Origin of the sequence: Pseudomonas sp. KSR10, from assembly GCF_022355455.1 — a bacterium.
Lineage (GTDB): Bacteria > Pseudomonadota > Gammaproteobacteria > Pseudomonadales > Pseudomonadaceae > Stutzerimonas > Stutzerimonas stutzeri_E.
Genome location: NZ_JAKOEN010000023.1, coordinates 128,263 through 143,958, shown reverse-complemented (window position 1 = coordinate 143,958; position 15,696 = coordinate 128,263). Strand labels below are relative to the sequence as shown.

The following is a 15,696-nucleotide window of genomic DNA, read 5'->3' as shown; positions in this document are numbered from 1 at the left end:
CATCGTCACGGGCCAGGCGGGAGCCCAGCCTCATAAGTTATTGACGCATTCCACGGCCGCTGTTGAGCAAGCGGATGCACCACAGGTACATCACTACCGCAGCCACCGCCATAAAGCTGATCGCGATCCCAATGCGGATGTCCGATACCCCGAGAATGCCGTAGCGGAACGCATTGACCATATGCAGGATGGGGTTGGCCAGCGACAAGGTCTGCCAGAACGGCGACAGCAGCGTGATCGAATAGAAGACACCACCCAGGTAGGTCAAGGGCGTCAGCACAAAGGTCGGAATGATCGAGATGTCATCGAAATTGCGAGCAAACACCGCGTTGATGAAACCGCCCAGAGCGAAGATCGTCGAGGTCAGCGTGATCACCAGCAGCGTCACGCCCAGATGATGGACCTGCAGGTCAGTGAAGAACATCGATAGCAACGTGACGATCAACGCAACCGCTAGCCCGCGGGTGATCCCGCCCAGCGCAAAACCGATGAGAATCACATGCGGCGACACCGGCGAAACCAGCAGTTCTTCGATAGAGCGTTGGAATTTACTGCTGAAAAAGCTCGACACCACGTTGCTGTAGGAATTGGTGATCACCGACATCATGATCAGCCCCGGCACGATATATTCCATGTAGGTGAAACCGCCCATCTCACCGATCCGTTCGCCGATCAGATTTCCGAAGATGACGAAGTACAACACCATGGTGATCGCGGGAGGCAGCAAGGTCTGCGGCCAGATGCGCGTGTAACGACGAATCTCGCGATGGACGATGGTTTGCAGAGCAACCAGATTGGGCCGAAATTCCGCGTTCATTTGGCCACCTTGGGCAGGTTGTTTTCCACCATCGAAACGAACAACTCCTCCAGCCGATTGGTCTTGTTGCGCAAGCTCAGCACCTCGATGCCCTGGGCCGAGAGCATTCGAAACAGGTCGGTGACGCCTTGGCTTTTATCCACCTGTACCTCAAGCGTATGGTGATCGACCAACCTCGCCGGGTAATGGCCCAGCTCCGGCGGCACGAGCTGCGACTCCTTGAGGTCCAGCAGGAAGGTCTCGACGTGCAGCTGCTTGAGCAGCTCGCGCATGCTGGTGTTCTTGACGATCTGGCCGTGGTCGATGATGCCGATATTGCGGCACAGCTGCTCGGCCTCTTCCAGATAATGCGTGGTGAGAATGATGGTGATGCCTTCGCGGTTGAGCTCGGTGAGGAACGACCACATCGAACGGCGCAACTCAATATCCACGCCAGCGGTGGGCTCGTCGAGGATCAGCAGACGCGGCCGGTGAATCAGCGCACGGGCGATCATCAAACGCCGCTTCATACCACCGGATAGCATGCGCGAAGACACATCGCGCTTGTCCCACAGGCCCAGCTGGTTGAGGTATTGCTCGGCACGCTCCTTGGCCACCTTGGATGGAATGCCGTAGTAGCCGGCCTGCGTGACGAGGATGTCGAACGCCTTTTCGAACTGGTTGAAATTGAATTCCTGCGGCACCACGCCCAGGCAACGCTTGAGCCCGGAGGGATCGCGATCCAGATCATGGCCAAACACGTTGACCGTTCCGCCCGTCTTGTTCACCAGCGTGGAAAGGATGCCGATGGTGGTGGACTTTCCGGCGCCATTGGGGCCCAACAATGCAAAGAAATCGCCTTCAGCCACATCCAGGTCGATACCCTTGAGGGCCTCGAAGCCATTTCCGTAAATCTTGGTCAACTGCCGAATGGACAGAGCAGTACTCATAAAAAATGCACACAACGCGGAGAGATTCAGATTAGATAAGGGCACCGCGGCGCAATTGCAACCGATGGATCACTCCAACCAGAACGAACGAGAGCACCCACCGCCAGCACAGAGGCTGATAACCTGATCGCCGTGCCCCACTCCAGTCATTCCGAACTCGCCTTGTCCGCTCCGGTCATTATCTGAAACCCATCGCGTCAACCGGTCTCTTTTCCGGGTTACATCCAGAGCCTATGCTCAAGTAAGACGCCATTCGCTGAACAAGGAAACCACATGACCCTGCTCTGGTTGCTCGTGTTACTGCTCGGCATCGCCGTGATCGCCCATCTGCGTGTCTCACCCGTCCCCGCGTTGGCCATCGTTGCGGCGTATTTGGTGCTCATGGGCGCAGCCGACGAAACCCCGGCCTGGCTGATGTTGATCCTCTGGCTCATGCTGATCGCCGTCGCGGTGCCGCTGCTGGTCACCGACCTGCGCATCAAATATTTCAGCGGTCCGATGTTCGACTGGTTCAAGAAGGTCCTACCGCCGATTTCCGACACCGAACGCGATGCCATCGACGCCGGTAGCGTTTGGTGGGACGGTGAGCTATTCAGCGGTCGGCCCAACTGGGACACCCTGCTCGGCTATCCCAAGGCGACGCTCACCGAGGAAGAACAGGCCTTCATCGACGGGCCCACGGAAACGCTGTGCGCCATGGTCAATGACTGGGACATCGGCCAGCGTCTGGACCTTCCGCAAGAAGCCTGGGACTACATCAAGGCCGAAGGCTTCTTCGCCCTGATCATTCCCAAGGAATACGGTGGCAAGGGCTTTTCAGCCTTTGCCCACTCACAGGTCGTGATGAAGCTGGCCACCCGCAGCGGCGATCTCGCCAGTACCGTGATGGTGCCCAATTCGCTCGGCCCGGCCGAGCTGCTGCTGCACTACGGTACCGAGGAGCAGCGCAACCATTACCTGCCGCGCCTGGCCAACGGCACGGACATCCCCTGTTTCGCGCTGACTGGCCCCTATGCCGGTTCAGATGCCGGAGCGATGAACGACAGCGGCGTGATCTGCAAAGGCCTATGGCAAGGTGAAGAAGTCATCGGCCTGCGCCTGAATTGGGAAAAACGCTACATCACCCTCGGCCCGGTCGCGACGCTGCTGGGCGTCGCCTTCAAGACCTACGATCCCGAGCATCTACTCGGCGATGAGGAAGAACTCGGCATCAGCCTGGCGTTGATCCCAACCGACACCGGCGGCGTCGAGATCGGCCGCCGTCATCTCCCGCTGGGCGCGGCCTTCATGAACGGGCCGAACTGGGGCAAGGACGTATTCGTACCGCTGGAAGCCATCATCGGTGGACGCGACATGATCGGCAAAGGCTGGATGATGCTGATGAACTGCCTGTCCGTCGGTCGTTCCATCTCGCTGCCGGCGACCGGTGCCAGTGCCGCCAAGACGTGCAGTTACGTCTGTGGCCGCTATGCGCAGATTCGCGAGCAGTTCAACGTGCCCCTGGCGGCATTCGAAGGTATTCAGGAACCCCTCGCCCGCATTGGCGGCAACGCCTGGCTGATGGACAGCGCCCGGATCCTGACGGCCAATGCGGTCGACCTGGGCGAAAAGCCGTCAGTGCTCTCGGCCATCCTCAAATACCACCTGACCGAACGTGGCCGCGAGTGCGTCACCGACGCCATGGATATTCACGGCGGCAAGGGCATCATCATGGGACCGAGCAACTACCTCGGCCGCCTGTGGCTTTCGGCACCGATCTCCATCACCGTCGAAGGCGCGAACATCCTATCGCGCAACCTGATGATCTTCGGCCAGGGCGCGATCCGCTGCCATCCCTTCGTGCTGCGCGAGATGGAGCTGGTTCACGAACCCGATCGTGACGCCGCGGTGAAGAAATTCGACAGCCTGCTGATGCAACACATCGGCTTCGCTGTCAGTAACACGGCCAGCACGTTGGTGCTCGGGCTGACCTTCGGCCTGTTCGGCAAAGCACCGGGCACCGACCTGACCCGGCCGTATTTCCGCGCGCTGGACCGTATTGCAGCCGCTTTCGCCATGCTCGCCGACCTTTCCATGATGCTCCTGGGCGGTGAACTCAAGCGCCGCGAACGCCTGTCGGCACGACTCGGCGACGTGCTCAGCCATCTGTATCTGGCCTCCGCCGCGCTCAAGCGCTATCACGACCTAGGCCATCCATCCGAGCAAGCACCGCTGCTGCGTTGGGCATTGGAGGATTGCTTGTGCAAAGCGGAGCAGGCGTTGGCCGGCACATTGGCCAACTTCCCCAACCGTTTGCTCGGCGGTGTGCTGCAGGTCCTGATCTTCCCGTTCGGCGCGCGGCACAAAGGCCCTTCCGATGCGCTGGCAGCCGAGGTGGCGGCTATCCTCGGACGTCCCGAAGGCGACCCGGCTCTCGAGCAGATCCTCGAAGGGGTCTACCGCCCGCAAGGCACCGATCAGGCCCTCGGCGCGCTGCGGGACGCCTTTGACACACTGGCTAGCGCGCAACCGCTGCAGAAGAAGCTGCATGCGGCGCTCAAGAAAGGCGAATTCAAGCCCACCGCCGGACAAGACCCGATCAGCGCGGCCCTGGCAGCCGGAGTGCTCGACGAGCAGGAAACAAAGCTACTGACCCGCGCCGAAGCGGCGCGGCGCAAGGTCATCAGCGTCGACGACTTCGCCAAGGAGGAGCTGGAGCCGAGCCCCGGAAAAATCCGCTGAGCCGTCACCGCACGGGGAGCCTAATCTCCCCGTAACACCGCAGCGGACCCCACCGTAGACACCTTGCAAGGCAGCCATTCCATCGCCTGCACCGAACCCAGCCGATGCTGTCGAGTCAATTGGACAGGCCCCCAATAACTCGCGCGGCGCCTTATAATCCCGCGCCCAACCCGACACAGGTGAACCATGGCCAACCCCTATCACGATCACAACCTGGCACTGCTGGCCCATCTGCGTGGCATTTTGCTTGCCATGGGTGAAACCGAGCAGGTATCGGAAGAAAGCCATGCGCTGTTCCTCGAGCGCTTCGACGAGCTGATCATGAACCTACAGAACGTGCCGGAAGAACGGCACATGGGCCAGGACATGATCTGCCAGGTGTTCCACCGTTACCCACAGATCGCCCATCTGGTCCCACGCGATCTGCTGTGGTACTTCGGCGGCGATTGCCTGCACTTCATGCCGGACGAGGAGATCGAAATCTTCCAGAAGCTGGAAGAGCGCCGTTACGACGCCGAGCAGAACGACGAGCCGTTCGACTGGAACATGGAAAAACAGCTGCTGAGCATGCCGGAAGAGAGTCCACGGCACTGAGTTATCCGCCATCGCCGCTCGGCGCGACCTCGACGCACATTGGGCGGACCGCACGAACGTCAAGCCATCTGTCGACCCGAATCGGAGCCGCATGTCTCAGCATGCGGCTCCGATTCGATTTACGGCTGGTTGGCCGCCTCGGCTGCCTTGATCAAATCGGCACCGATTTCGTTTTCGAACTTCTTCCACACCGGTCGCATCGCCTCGCGCCACTGGCCGCGCTCTTCAGGGGTCAGTTGGATGATTTCGCTCTTGCCTGATGCGGCAATGGTGCGTTTGGCCTTCTGGTTGAGTTCATCCGCCTGACGATTCACCTCGGCGGTAACCTCGACCATGACCTGCTCCAGTTCGCTGCGCACGTCATCCGGTAGACCTTTCCAGAACTGCGTATTGGTAATGACCATGTAATCGATCAGGCCGTGATCGGACTCGGTGATGTACTTCTGTACTTCATGCACCTTCTGGCTCTCGTAGTTCGACCAGGTGTTCTCAGTGCCATTCACGACCCCTGTCTGCAAGCCTTGATACACCTCAGCGAAGCTCATCTTGCGCGGGTTGGCGCGAACCGCCTTGAACTGCTCCTCCAGCACCTGCGACGCCTGCACGCGGAATTTGAGTCCGCGTGCATCGCTCGGTTCGCGCAGCGGTTTGTTCGCCGACATCTGTTTGGTTCCGTTATGCCAATAGGCCAGGCCCGTGATGTTCTTGTCCTCCATCGCGGTCAGCAGCGCCCGGCCCTGCGGACTGCTCTGGAAGCGGTCGGCAGCGGCCAGGTCATCGAACAGGAACGGCAGATCGAAGATCTGGATTGCCTTGGCGTAATGCTCGAACTTGGCCAGCGACGGCGCCAGCATGTGCACGTCGCCGAGCAGCAACGCCTCCATCTCCTTGCCGTCGCCGAACAGCGACGAGTTGGGGTAGACCTCGACCTTGACCTGGCCCGGCAGGCGTTCTTCGGCGAGCTTCTTGAACAGCAGGGCGCCCTGCCCCTTGGGCGTATTGTCCGCTACGACATGAGAAAACTTGATGGTGATCGGCTCCGCCTGAACAAGGCCGACGAAAGAGACGGAAAGCGCGCATACGAGCGCCTTGAGACTGATTTTCAACATTTTGCGAGTACCCCTTTTGTTTTTGTCGGTTGGTACGTTTGCAGGCGATGGCGACGGTCAGGGAACCGCCCGCCCGGCACGTTGCAGCAGGCAGCGGGCACGGCCGACCACCGGAGCATCGACCATCTGCCCGTCCACCACGAAGACCCCGCCGTCGGACGCACCGGCCGCGAGGACGCGTTGAGCCCAGGCCAGTTCGTCGGCGCCGGGCATCAGCGTGTCGTGCACCACAGCCACCTGGCTGGGGTGGATGCACAGCAGCCCGCCGAAGCCCATGTCGCGGGCGTCGGCGACAGCCTGGGCGAGGCCGTGCAGGTTCTTGATATCCGGAAATACGCTGTCCAGCGGTGGCGCCAGATTCGCCAGACGTGAATGCAGCAGCAGCGCATAGCGCGCCTGATCGAGGATGCGCTCAGCGGCCGGCGTGCCGCTGGCAAGACCAAGGTCCAGCGCCAGATCCAGCGCCCCGAAAGACAAACGCTCGACACCGGCGGCCGCCGCTATTTCAGCCAGCCCAGCCAGCCCACGGGCACTTTCGACGATCGGCCAGACCGGCTTACCAGCGGCCGCAACCGCCGCGACCTGATCAGCGCTCTCTACCTTGGGCAGGAGCATGCCGATAACACCTGGGTGCGCGGCGCACAGCTTCAGATCCTCGGCTTGCTGCGCATGTCCCGGCGCGTTGATGCGGACCAGCACCCGCGCAGACGGATCGGTCGCGAGAAAAGCCTCCAGATCGGCCCGCGCCTGAGCCTTCAGACCTTCAGCGACGGCGTCCTCAAGATCGACGATCACCGCATCGGCCCCCGTCGCCAGCGCCTTGGGGATTCGATCCGGGCGCGTGGCCGGGACGAACAATGCGGAACGGATGATGCCTGGGTTCATGGAAAGGTCTCGTAGTCTGAAAGTTCTGACGGCTATACGCAGCGCTACACCGCACCCTGCTCATGGAGTCGCTGGATATCGGCTGGCGCATAGCCGAGTTCGGCGAGCAGTGCATCGGTGTGCTGGCCGAGCGCGGGAATCGGATCCATGCGCGGCGTGAATGCGGTATTGCGACCCGGCGGCAGGAGCGCCGGCAACCGCCCGGACGGGCTTTCCACCTCGCTCCAACGCTGACGGGCCTTGAGCTGCGGATGCGCCCAGACGCTCGCCATGTCATTGACGTGGGCGTTGGCGATGGAAGCCGCCTCGAGGCGCTCGATCACCTGTTCGGCACTCAAGGACGAGAACGTCTCGACAATGATCGTGCGCAGCGCCGAGCGGTTTTCCGAACGCTTGAAATTGGCGGAAAAGCGCTCGTCGACGGCCAGTTCAGGGCGCAGCAGTACCTTGTCGCAGAACATCTGCCATTCGCGCTCGTTCTGCAGGCCAAGCATCACGGTACCGCCATCCCCGGCGGGGAACGGTCCGTAGGGATAGATGGTGGCGTGGGCGGCACCGGCACGCGGTGGCGGCGGTGCGCCGTCGTAGGCGTAGTACAAGGGGTAGCCCATCCATTCCACCAGGCTTTCCAGCATGCTCACATCCACCCGGCTGCCCTCGCCCGTCTTGTCACGCAGCATCAATGCCGACAGCACCCCGGTGTAGGCATACATGCCGGCGGCGATGTCGGCGATTGAACAACCGGCCTTGGCCATCTCGGTCTCGCCTGGGCCACCCGTGACCGAGAGAAATCCCCCCTCACTCTGGATCAGCAGGTCGTAGGCCTTCTTCTGTTCGTAAGGGCCGCCTTCGCCGTAGCCGGAGATGTCGCAGACGATCAGCCGTGGAAAGCGCTCGTGCAAGGATTCGAACGACAGTCCCATGCGCGCCGCAGCGCCAGGTGCGAGGTTTTGCACCAACACATCAGCATTGTTCAACAGTTGTTCGAGAACCTCGCCGGCAGCATCCTGTTTCACATCGAGCGTTAGGCTTTCCTTGGAGCGGTTGGTCCAGACGAAATGTGAGGCCAGGCCATCGACGCGTTCGTCGTAACCACGGGCGAAATCTCCAGCCCCTGGACGCTCGATCTTGATCACCCGAGCACCCAGGTCCGCCAATTGACGCGTACAGAACGGCGCGGCAATGGCGTGCTCGAGGCTAACCACGGTGATGCCATCGAGTGGGCGGGGTTTGGCTTGGGTGTCGTTCATGTTCGGTTCCTGCAAATTCGGCGTAGGGTGGAAAACGGCGAAGCCTTTTCCACGCGTCGGTTCAATTCTCTGCGAAGCTGGCGCTGCACTGGTGGGTGAGGCCTCGCCATCACCCACCCTACGATTCAGGCCAGCGCGTCCAGCCGCTGCAGCTCGCGCAGCCGCCAGACCTTGTCGATCAGCACGCCCGCCTCGTCATCGCTTCGCGCACCGGAGAACTGCACCAGGTGGCGAAACTTGTCTTCCAGCTCGTCGCGGCTGAGGGTGTTTCCCGGATCGCCCTTGGGTTCGTCGATCGCCCCGTTCAGGGTGCGGCCGTCCGTGGTCTGCACCGTCACGCGGCCTAGCCAGCGCGACGGATAGGCACCATCGACTTCGGGATCGAGCAGCATCGAAACCTTCTCGCGAAACTCGCCGACACGCGTGTCGCTGAGCGCGTGAGTATGGAATTCGGTCAGCCCGGCCTTGCCGTACAGGGCAATCAATCCGAGCACGGTGCCCATGCTGAACTTGGCCTGGTGCACCGTCTGCGGCACCACCACTCGGCCGAGCACGTCGATAGCACCCTGATGCACGCGGGTGGTGACGCTGGCGATGTCCTCTGCCTTGAGCCCTTCTCGCTGCATCAGCTCTAGCAAAGCATCGGCGGCCGGATGGGTATGACGGCACGAGGCGTGATATTTGAAGGAGGTTTCCGCCAGCGCCCAGCGCGTGCCGAGGCGGTCCGACAGCTTGCTCGGGTCGGCATCGCTGGACATTCCGGCCCCCATTCCCTGCTCGCCTTCGAGGATGTCCTGCGCCCCCGTCAGGCCGTCGGCGGTCAGGTAGGCGGCCAGCAGACCGTCAGCGGCCGCCTTGGCCGTATGCAGCTGTTTGGAGTCGGCAGCATCACGGAGGAACTCCCAGAGCCCGGCGGCCTGGGTGCCGGCGCTTCCTAGCAGGTGGTTGAACTGTCGCTGATCGAAATTCAGCAGCTTGCCCACTGCCACGGCCGCCGCAAGGGTGCCGACGGTCGCGGTGGTGTGGAAGATCCGGTAGTGCGAGCGACCGAGGAACTCACCGATGCGAATACCGGCTTCGTAGCCTGCGATCGACGCCAGCAGCAGCTCGCGGCCGGACTTGCCGAGATCCTGGGCGGCGGCCAGTGCAGCGGGAAACACCACCGTTGCCGGGTGCAGCACCGAGCTGTTGTGCAGGTCGTCCTGCTCGACGAGGTGCGAGCTGGCCCCGTTCACCAGTGCGGCGAAATAGGCAGAACTGCCGCGGCGATTGACGAAGATCCGTGCCGGGCCATCAGCCGGGCCCATGCAGGCAGCATAACGCTCGAACAACGGAATCGGATGCGAGCCCGCGCTGGCCAGTGCTGAACCGAACCAGTCGAGGAATAGGTCTTCGGTGCGCGCCAGCACCGCATCGGGAATTTGCTCGTAGCGCAGCCCGGCAAGGAATTCGGTGAGCGCCTGGGTATGCTGACTCATGACGCAGCCTCCAGTGGGTTGGTCGAGGAATTGGCCAGTCGGTTGGATAGCTCGATGAGATTGAGATCGGGATCGCGCACATATACCGAGCGGATAGGCCCGGTTGCGCCGGTGCGCTGCACCGGACCCTCGACGATCGTTACGCCCTGGCGTTCGAGGTGAGCAACAACTGCATCCACCGGCGTGGCGACGATGAAACAGAGATCCGCTGATCCAGGGGTGGGCCGTTCCGCCTTGGGTTCGAACTCGCGCCCGGCCTGGTGAAGGTTGATCTTCTGCTGGCCGAAAGCGAGCGCCTTGCGGCCTTCGCCGAAGGTCAGCGCCTGCATACCGAGCACGCGGCTGTAGAAGTCCACAATCGCATCGATATCGGCGACGGTGAGGACCAGATGGTCGAGGTGGTCGATTTGCATGGCATGACTCCTTCGCGTGCCCTCTGGCGGAAATGGTCGTAAGGCCTTTTCCGCCACCGTGTCGCCTGTTCGAAACGCGTGGAAAAGGCTTCGCCGTTTTCCACCCTACGTTCGGCTCGGTTAAAACGAGCGTGGCAGTTCGAGCAGATGCTCGGCCACGTAAGACAGGATCAGATTGGTGGAAATCGGCGCCACCTGGTACAGCCGGGTCTCGCGAAACTTGCGCTCGACGTCGTATTCATTGGCAAAGCCGAATCCACCGTGGGTCTGCAGGCAGGCGTTGGCCGCCTCCCAGCTGGCTTTCGCCGCCAGGTACTTGGCCATGTTCGCCGCCGCTCCGGCGTTGAGCCCGGCGTCATATTCCTCGCAGGCGCGCCAGCGCATCAGGTCAGCGGCCTCGATCTCGATATGCGCCTCGGCGATGGGGAACTGCACGCCCTGGTTTTGCCCGATTGGCCGGCCGAAGACCACCCGATCGCGAGCGTAAGCGGCGGATTTCTCGATGAACCAACGACCGTCACCGATGCACTCAGCGGCGATCAGGGTGCGCTCGGCGTTGAGCCCGTCGAGGATATAGCGAAAGCCCTTGCCCTCTTCGCCAATCAGGCTGCTGGCGGGAATCTCCAGATTGTCGAAGAACAGCTCGTTGGTCTCATGGTTGACCATGTTGGCGATCGGCTGGACGGTCAGGCCGTTGCCGATGGCCTCGCGCAGATCGACCAGGAAGATCGACATGCCCTCGGATTTCTTCTTCACCTCGGCCAGCGGCGTAGTGCGCGCCAGCAGGATCATCAGATCCGAATGCTGTACGCGTGAGATCCAGACCTTCTGGCCGTTGATCACGTACTTGTCGCCTTGGCGCACCGCGGTGGTCTTGATCTTGGTGGTGTCGGTACCGGTGGTGGGTTCGGTGACGCCCATCGACTGCAGGCGCAGCTCGCCGCTGGCCAGCTTGGGCAGGTAGTAACGCCTCTGCTCATCGCTGCCGTTTCGTAGCAGAGTGAACATGTTGTACATCTGCCCATGCACGGTGCCGGAGTTGCCGCCGCAACGGTTCACTTCTTCAAGGATGACCGAGGCTTCGGCCAGGCCAAGCCCCGAGCCACCATATTCTTCCGGGATCATCGCCGACAGCCAGCCTGCTTCGGTCAGGGCGCTGACGAAGGCTTCCGGGAAGCCCTTCTGCTCGTCGATCTTGCGCCAGTATTCAGCCGTGAACTCGGCGCAGAGTGCGCGTACGCCTTCACGGATGAAATTCAGTTCTTCGCTCTTGTTCGGCGTCATCTCGGTTCTCACTACTTCTGGTTGTCGCGGCAGACGGAGGGTGGATCACGCTTTACCGATCCACTGCCCAGGGCCTTCGGTGGATGTAAAAAGCGACGACTGCGCGTCCCGATCCACCCTACGATTCGTTACTCAGTCGAATTCCACGTCGGCTTTTTGCGCCAGGCCCTTGTGATCGCCGGCCCAGAGTTCGGCCTTGCCCGGCGCGACGATGCGCCCGCCCACTTCGAAAGGATGTGGTGCGATCAACGGACGCAGACCGCGATAGGAAAAGCGCTTGAGACGTGCCTCTGGATGAGCGCGACAGAACGCACGCAAACTCAGTGTGGCGATCAGCGGGCCATGCACGACCAGCCCCGAATAACCTTCGGCTTCGGTGACATAAGGCCAGTCGTAATGAATGCGGTGGCCGTTGAAGGTAACGGCCGAATAGCGGAACAGCAGCGTCGGCGTCGGCGTCACCGCCTCACGCCAATCGCCGGCTACCATCGGCTCGCCGCTGCGGGTCTTCGGCGGACTGGGTTCGCGGTAGACGATGTCCTGCTCTTCCCGGATTGCCAGCCGCCCGTCCTGTAGATAGTCGTGCTGCACAGTGACGAACAGCAGCGCGCCGGTGCGACCCTGCTTCTCCTCGACCTGTTTGATGGTGGATACACGCGTGGCTTCGGCACCCGCCGCGAGTGGTTCGATGAACTCGACACGGCCACCGGCCCACATGCGATTGCGGTTGTCAGCCGGCGGCAGGAAGCCCCCTCTTGCCGGATGACCGTCCTCGCCAAGGCCGCTTTCAACAACCGGTTCCTGAAAAAAACACCATTGCCACAGCGCCGGCAGCGGCTCGCCATGGGCCGGAGTCGGCTCTCCCAGAGTCGCGGCAATGCGCATCAGCAGATTGCGGCTGAGTTGGTCGTGCACTTCTTCGGTACGGCCTACCCAGGCATTTACATCGGTCATTACCGGCTCCGGCTGTCTTGTTTCGCCGTAGCATGCAACTCAGCTGGCGTTCCGAGAATCTGCATTTAACAAAACCACCGTTCGGCTATGCTGAACGCCGAACTTTCGCCGAGTCCCTCAAAATGCACTTCGATCTGGCCGATCTTCGCCTGTTTATCCATATCGCCGAGTCGCCTAGCCTGACTCAGGGCGCGCGGCGCGCACACCTGTCACCGGCGGCCGCCAGCGCGCGTATCAAAGCGTTGGAAGGTCAGCTGGAAAGCCGTCTGCTCTATCGCGACAGCCGGGGCGTCGAACTGACGCCAGCCGGACACAAGCTGCTGCAACACGCCCGGCTGATCATGCGCCAGGTGGAGTATCTCAAGAGCGAATTCACCGAGTACAGCACCGATTCGACTGGGCATATCCGTATCTTCGCCAATACCACGGCGGTCACCGAGTTTCTACCCGAGATACTGGCCGGTTTTCTCTCGCAGCGCCCCGGTGTAACCGTCGACCTGCAGGAACGGCTGAGCCGTGACATCGTGCGTGGCGTGCTCGATGGCAGCACGGACATGGGCATCATTGCCGGGCCGGTACAGGCTGAAGGCTTACAGATTCTGCATTTCAGCACTGACCGTCTGCTGCTGGCGGTGCCACTCGGACATCCGCTGGCGGTGGAAAAACGGGTCACGCTGCGACAGACGCTGAGCTATCAGCACATTGGGCTTCATGAAGGCAGCACATTACTGGCCTTTCTTCGGGATCAGGTAGAGAAGCTCGGCGGCACCCTTTCACTGCGCATCCAGCTCTCCAGTTTCGAGGCTGTGTGCCGGATGATCGAGGCGGGAGTCGGTGTCGGTATCATTCCGGAATCGTCCGCGCGCCGTCACAGCCGCACCATGCAACTGGCGCTGATCGAGCTCGACGAACCCTGGGCCATCCGCGAGCGCAGCATCCTGGTTCGCGATCTAGACGCCCTGCCGGGAAGCGTTCGTGCGCTAATCGCAACGCTTCTACCAGGACAAAGCTGAAAGTTTGAGCCAAGCTTTACGCATCAACGGCGAGTCTGGACCTGCACCCAGCCGCAATTGCGACCGTGGGACAGCAAGCTGGACGCGATCGACGTAACGGTTTGAGGCGCTTCGCTGGAAAATGCGCCTCGTGTTGAATCCTCGGACAAAAGCGCTGCCCAAGCTGCATGCGTTGAAACCATCAATGATGGATTAGCCGAGGTTTTTCAGAAGCTTATAACGGCAAGCTGCCCTGGCCGGGCCGCCTGCCCTCACGGATTTTTTGCTTAGGGTTGTTTGCCATGACGTCCTTGTTTGCCCCCATCAGCTCGCTGCTGGGCGGCGTTGCATTACTACTGCTCGGCCACGGACTGCTGAACACGCTGCTAACGCTGCGCGGCATCGCCGAGGGTTATTCCACCGGAATGATTGGTCTGCTGATGTCGGGGTACTTCGCCGGCTTCCTCGTCGGCACCTGGCTCGCACCGTCGTTGATCCGCCGCGTCGGCCACATTCGTACCTTCGCCTTCTACGCGGCCCTGGCATCGGTCGCCGTGCTGATGCACGTGCTGATCGTCAATCCTTGGGTGTGGCTGGTGTTGCGCCTGCTCTATGGCGTAGCCCTGGTCACGCTGTACATGGTCATCGAGAGCTGGCTCAACGCCCAGGTCAGTGGCGAAAAACGCGGCCAGGTATTCGCCTTGTACATGGCCGTCAACCTCGGTGCGCTGGCTGCCGCCCAGCAGCTGTTGAGCCTCGACAGCCCGATGAATTTCACCCTGTTCGCGCTGGCGGCCATCCTCATTTGCGCTGCGTTGATGCCGATCACCCTGACCCGCCAGGCGCAACCCGCGCAACCGGACATGCCGGCTACCGACCTGCTGCAACTGGCACGAATCGCCCCACTCCCCCTAATGGCTGCCGGGGTCTCGGGACTGACCCTGGGCGGCTTCTGGGGACTGGCACCGGTCTATGCATCGCAAAGCGGTTTCGATGCATCCGGAGTGGGCCTGCTGATGAGCGTGACCATCCTCGGGGGCGCCGTGCTGCAATGGCCGATCGGGCTGTTTTCCGACAAACATGACCGTCGCCTGGTGCTGCTCTGGGTCGTGGCCATCGCCGCGATCCTCGGCGGCCTGATCACACCCCTGACGTCCGGCCCGTTGCTGTTGGGGATGATGTTTCTCTGGGGCGGCCTGGCTTTTTCGATCTATTCCATTGCCGTGGCGCAGATGGTCGACCAGTTGCACCCGGACGAAATTCTCTCCGGCTCCAGTGGCTTGCTGCTGGCCAACGGCTTCGGTGCCGCCTTCGGTCCGGTGGTCGCTGGTGGCTTGATGAGCGTTTTCGGGCCCAAGGCGCTGCCGGTATTCTTCGCCGTGACCCTGGCGTTCCTGGCTATCTATTCCTACTTCCGCTCACGCCGGGTGTTCGATCTGGTGACCGAGCCGCACGGTCACTTCACACCGATGCTGCGTACCAGCCACACGGTGCTGGAGCTGATGCCGGACACTCCGGACGGCGATACCACCGAGACCGCAGCCACCGAGTCGGACATCGACGACGACCTGCCCGAGGAAACCATCGTCGAGCCACGCACCGGCACCCATTGAATGACGGCGAGGCCAGCGCCAGCCGGTACCCGGACGGTTAGCGCCAGGCCACCATCCTGGCAAACCGCAGGTACCCACACGCCGCGCCTGCCCACAATGCCGGCTCCTTTTAGAAATCCACCTTGCCGCGCCCGGCCTTGATCGCGCCGCGCTTGCTCTTGCCTTCGAGACGGCGCTTTTTCGAGCCCAGCGTCGGCCGCGTCGGGCGCCGCGCCTTTTCGACTTTCGCCACGCTGCGGATCAGTTCCGCGAGGCGCTCCAAGGCATCGGCGCGGTTCTGCTCCTGGGTGCGGTACTGCTGCGCCTTGATGACGATGACGCCGTCCCCGGTTATCCGGCTGTCACGCAACGCCAGCAGGCGTTCCTTATAGAAATCGGGCAACGAGGACGCGTTGATATCGAAGCGCAGGTGCAATGCGCTGGAGACTTTGTTGACGTTTTGCCCACCCGCGCCTTGGGCGCGAATGGCGGTCAGTTCGATCTCGCTGTCGGCTAGCTGCACGCTGTTGGATATCTCGAGCATCGGCCCATCGCTGGTTGAGGTGAGCGGGTATTGTCCATCAGCCAAGCCGCACGGACATGTTTTTATAAGATTTTGAGCCGCTGCAAGTGGGCCGGTTCGGCTACTGTAGCGTGCTCACAGCCGATGGAAACCCG

Annotated in this window: 14 protein-coding genes; 4 read left to right on the top strand and 10 right to left on the bottom strand. The window is 61.8% G+C overall.

Annotated elements, in window-relative coordinates; all coding sequences use genetic code 11:
• Positions 1-37: 37 nt before the first annotated feature.
• Both MCB86_RS20305 and MCB86_RS20300 read right to left on the bottom strand, forming a co-directional pair.
• A complete protein-coding gene (locus MCB86_RS20305; protein WP_045161408.1) occupies positions 38-817 on the bottom strand; it encodes an ABC transporter permease in 780 nt (259 codons plus the stop codon).
• Positions 814-1,746: an ABC transporter ATP-binding protein gene (locus MCB86_RS20300; RefSeq protein ID WP_045161407.1), complete on the bottom strand. Its 933-nt coding sequence runs from the start codon at positions 1,744-1,746 to the stop codon at positions 814-816. The genes MCB86_RS20305 and MCB86_RS20300 overlap by 4 nt, the downstream gene beginning before the upstream one ends.
• Positions 1,747-2,019: 273 nt before the next feature.
• Between MCB86_RS20300 and MCB86_RS20295 the strand changes: the two genes are divergently transcribed.
• Both MCB86_RS20295 and MCB86_RS20290 read left to right on the top strand, forming a co-directional pair.
• Positions 2,020-4,467: an acyl-CoA dehydrogenase gene (locus MCB86_RS20295; protein WP_239612002.1), complete on the top strand. Its 2,448-nt coding sequence runs from the start codon at positions 2,020-2,022 to the stop codon at positions 4,465-4,467.
• Between the two features lie 186 nt (positions 4,468-4,653).
• A complete protein-coding gene (locus MCB86_RS20290) occupies positions 4,654-5,061 on the top strand; it encodes a PA2817 family protein (RefSeq protein ID WP_045161405.1) in 408 nt (135 codons plus the stop codon).
• A 119-nt stretch (positions 5,062-5,180) separates the two neighbouring features.
• Here MCB86_RS20290 and MCB86_RS20285 read toward each other — a convergent pair whose 3' ends face one another.
• The 7 genes from MCB86_RS20285 to MCB86_RS20255 all read right to left on the bottom strand — a co-directional run bounded on the left by MCB86_RS20285 (position 5,181) and on the right by MCB86_RS20255 (position 12,434).
• A complete protein-coding gene (locus MCB86_RS20285) occupies positions 5,181-6,170 on the bottom strand; it encodes a TRAP transporter substrate-binding protein (protein ID WP_045161404.1) in 990 nt (329 codons plus the stop codon).
• A gap of 57 nt (positions 6,171-6,227) precedes the next feature.
• On the bottom strand, positions 6,228-7,055 hold the full coding sequence (locus MCB86_RS20280) for a CoA ester lyase (RefSeq protein WP_239612001.1): 828 nt from the start codon (positions 7,053-7,055) through the stop codon (positions 6,228-6,230).
• A gap of 44 nt (positions 7,056-7,099) precedes the next feature.
• Positions 7,100-8,305: a CaiB/BaiF CoA-transferase family protein gene (locus tag MCB86_RS20275; RefSeq protein ID WP_045161402.1), complete on the bottom strand. Its 1,206-nt coding sequence runs from the start codon at positions 8,303-8,305 to the stop codon at positions 7,100-7,102.
• 125 nt (positions 8,306-8,430) lie between these two features.
• On the bottom strand, positions 8,431-9,783 hold the full coding sequence (locus tag MCB86_RS20270) for an MmgE/PrpD family protein (protein ID WP_239612000.1): 1,353 nt from the start codon (positions 9,781-9,783) through the stop codon (positions 8,431-8,433).
• Complete coding sequence (locus tag MCB86_RS20265; protein ID WP_239611999.1) at positions 9,780-10,196, bottom strand: VOC family protein; 417 nt, start codon at positions 10,194-10,196, stop codon at positions 9,780-9,782. The genes MCB86_RS20270 and MCB86_RS20265 overlap by 4 nt, the downstream gene beginning before the upstream one ends.
• 120 nt (positions 10,197-10,316) lie before the next feature.
• On the bottom strand, positions 10,317-11,480 hold the full coding sequence (locus MCB86_RS20260; RefSeq protein ID WP_239611998.1) for an acyl-CoA dehydrogenase family protein: 1,164 nt from the start codon (positions 11,478-11,480) through the stop codon (positions 10,317-10,319).
• Between the two features lie 132 nt (positions 11,481-11,612).
• Positions 11,613-12,434, bottom strand: coding sequence for a MaoC family dehydratase N-terminal domain-containing protein (locus MCB86_RS20255; protein ID WP_045161397.1), 822 nt, complete (start codon positions 12,432-12,434; stop codon positions 11,613-11,615).
• Positions 12,435-12,556: 122 nt separating this feature from the next.
• On the opposite strand from MCB86_RS20255, the gene MCB86_RS20250 reads away from it, so the two are divergent.
• Both MCB86_RS20250 and MCB86_RS20245 read left to right on the top strand, forming a co-directional pair.
• Positions 12,557-13,447: a LysR family transcriptional regulator gene (locus tag MCB86_RS20250; protein WP_239611997.1), complete on the top strand. Its 891-nt coding sequence runs from the start codon at positions 12,557-12,559 to the stop codon at positions 13,445-13,447.
• A 281-nt stretch (positions 13,448-13,728) separates the two neighbouring features.
• On the top strand, positions 13,729-15,039 hold the full coding sequence (locus MCB86_RS20245; protein ID WP_239611996.1) for an MFS transporter: 1,311 nt from the start codon (positions 13,729-13,731) through the stop codon (positions 15,037-15,039).
• 109 nt (positions 15,040-15,148) lie between these two features.
• Here MCB86_RS20245 and arfB read toward each other — a convergent pair whose 3' ends face one another.
• Positions 15,149-15,562: an alternative ribosome rescue aminoacyl-tRNA hydrolase ArfB gene (gene arfB, locus MCB86_RS20240; RefSeq protein ID WP_045161394.1), complete on the bottom strand. Its 414-nt coding sequence runs from the start codon at positions 15,560-15,562 to the stop codon at positions 15,149-15,151.
• Positions 15,563-15,696 lie beyond the last annotated feature (134 nt).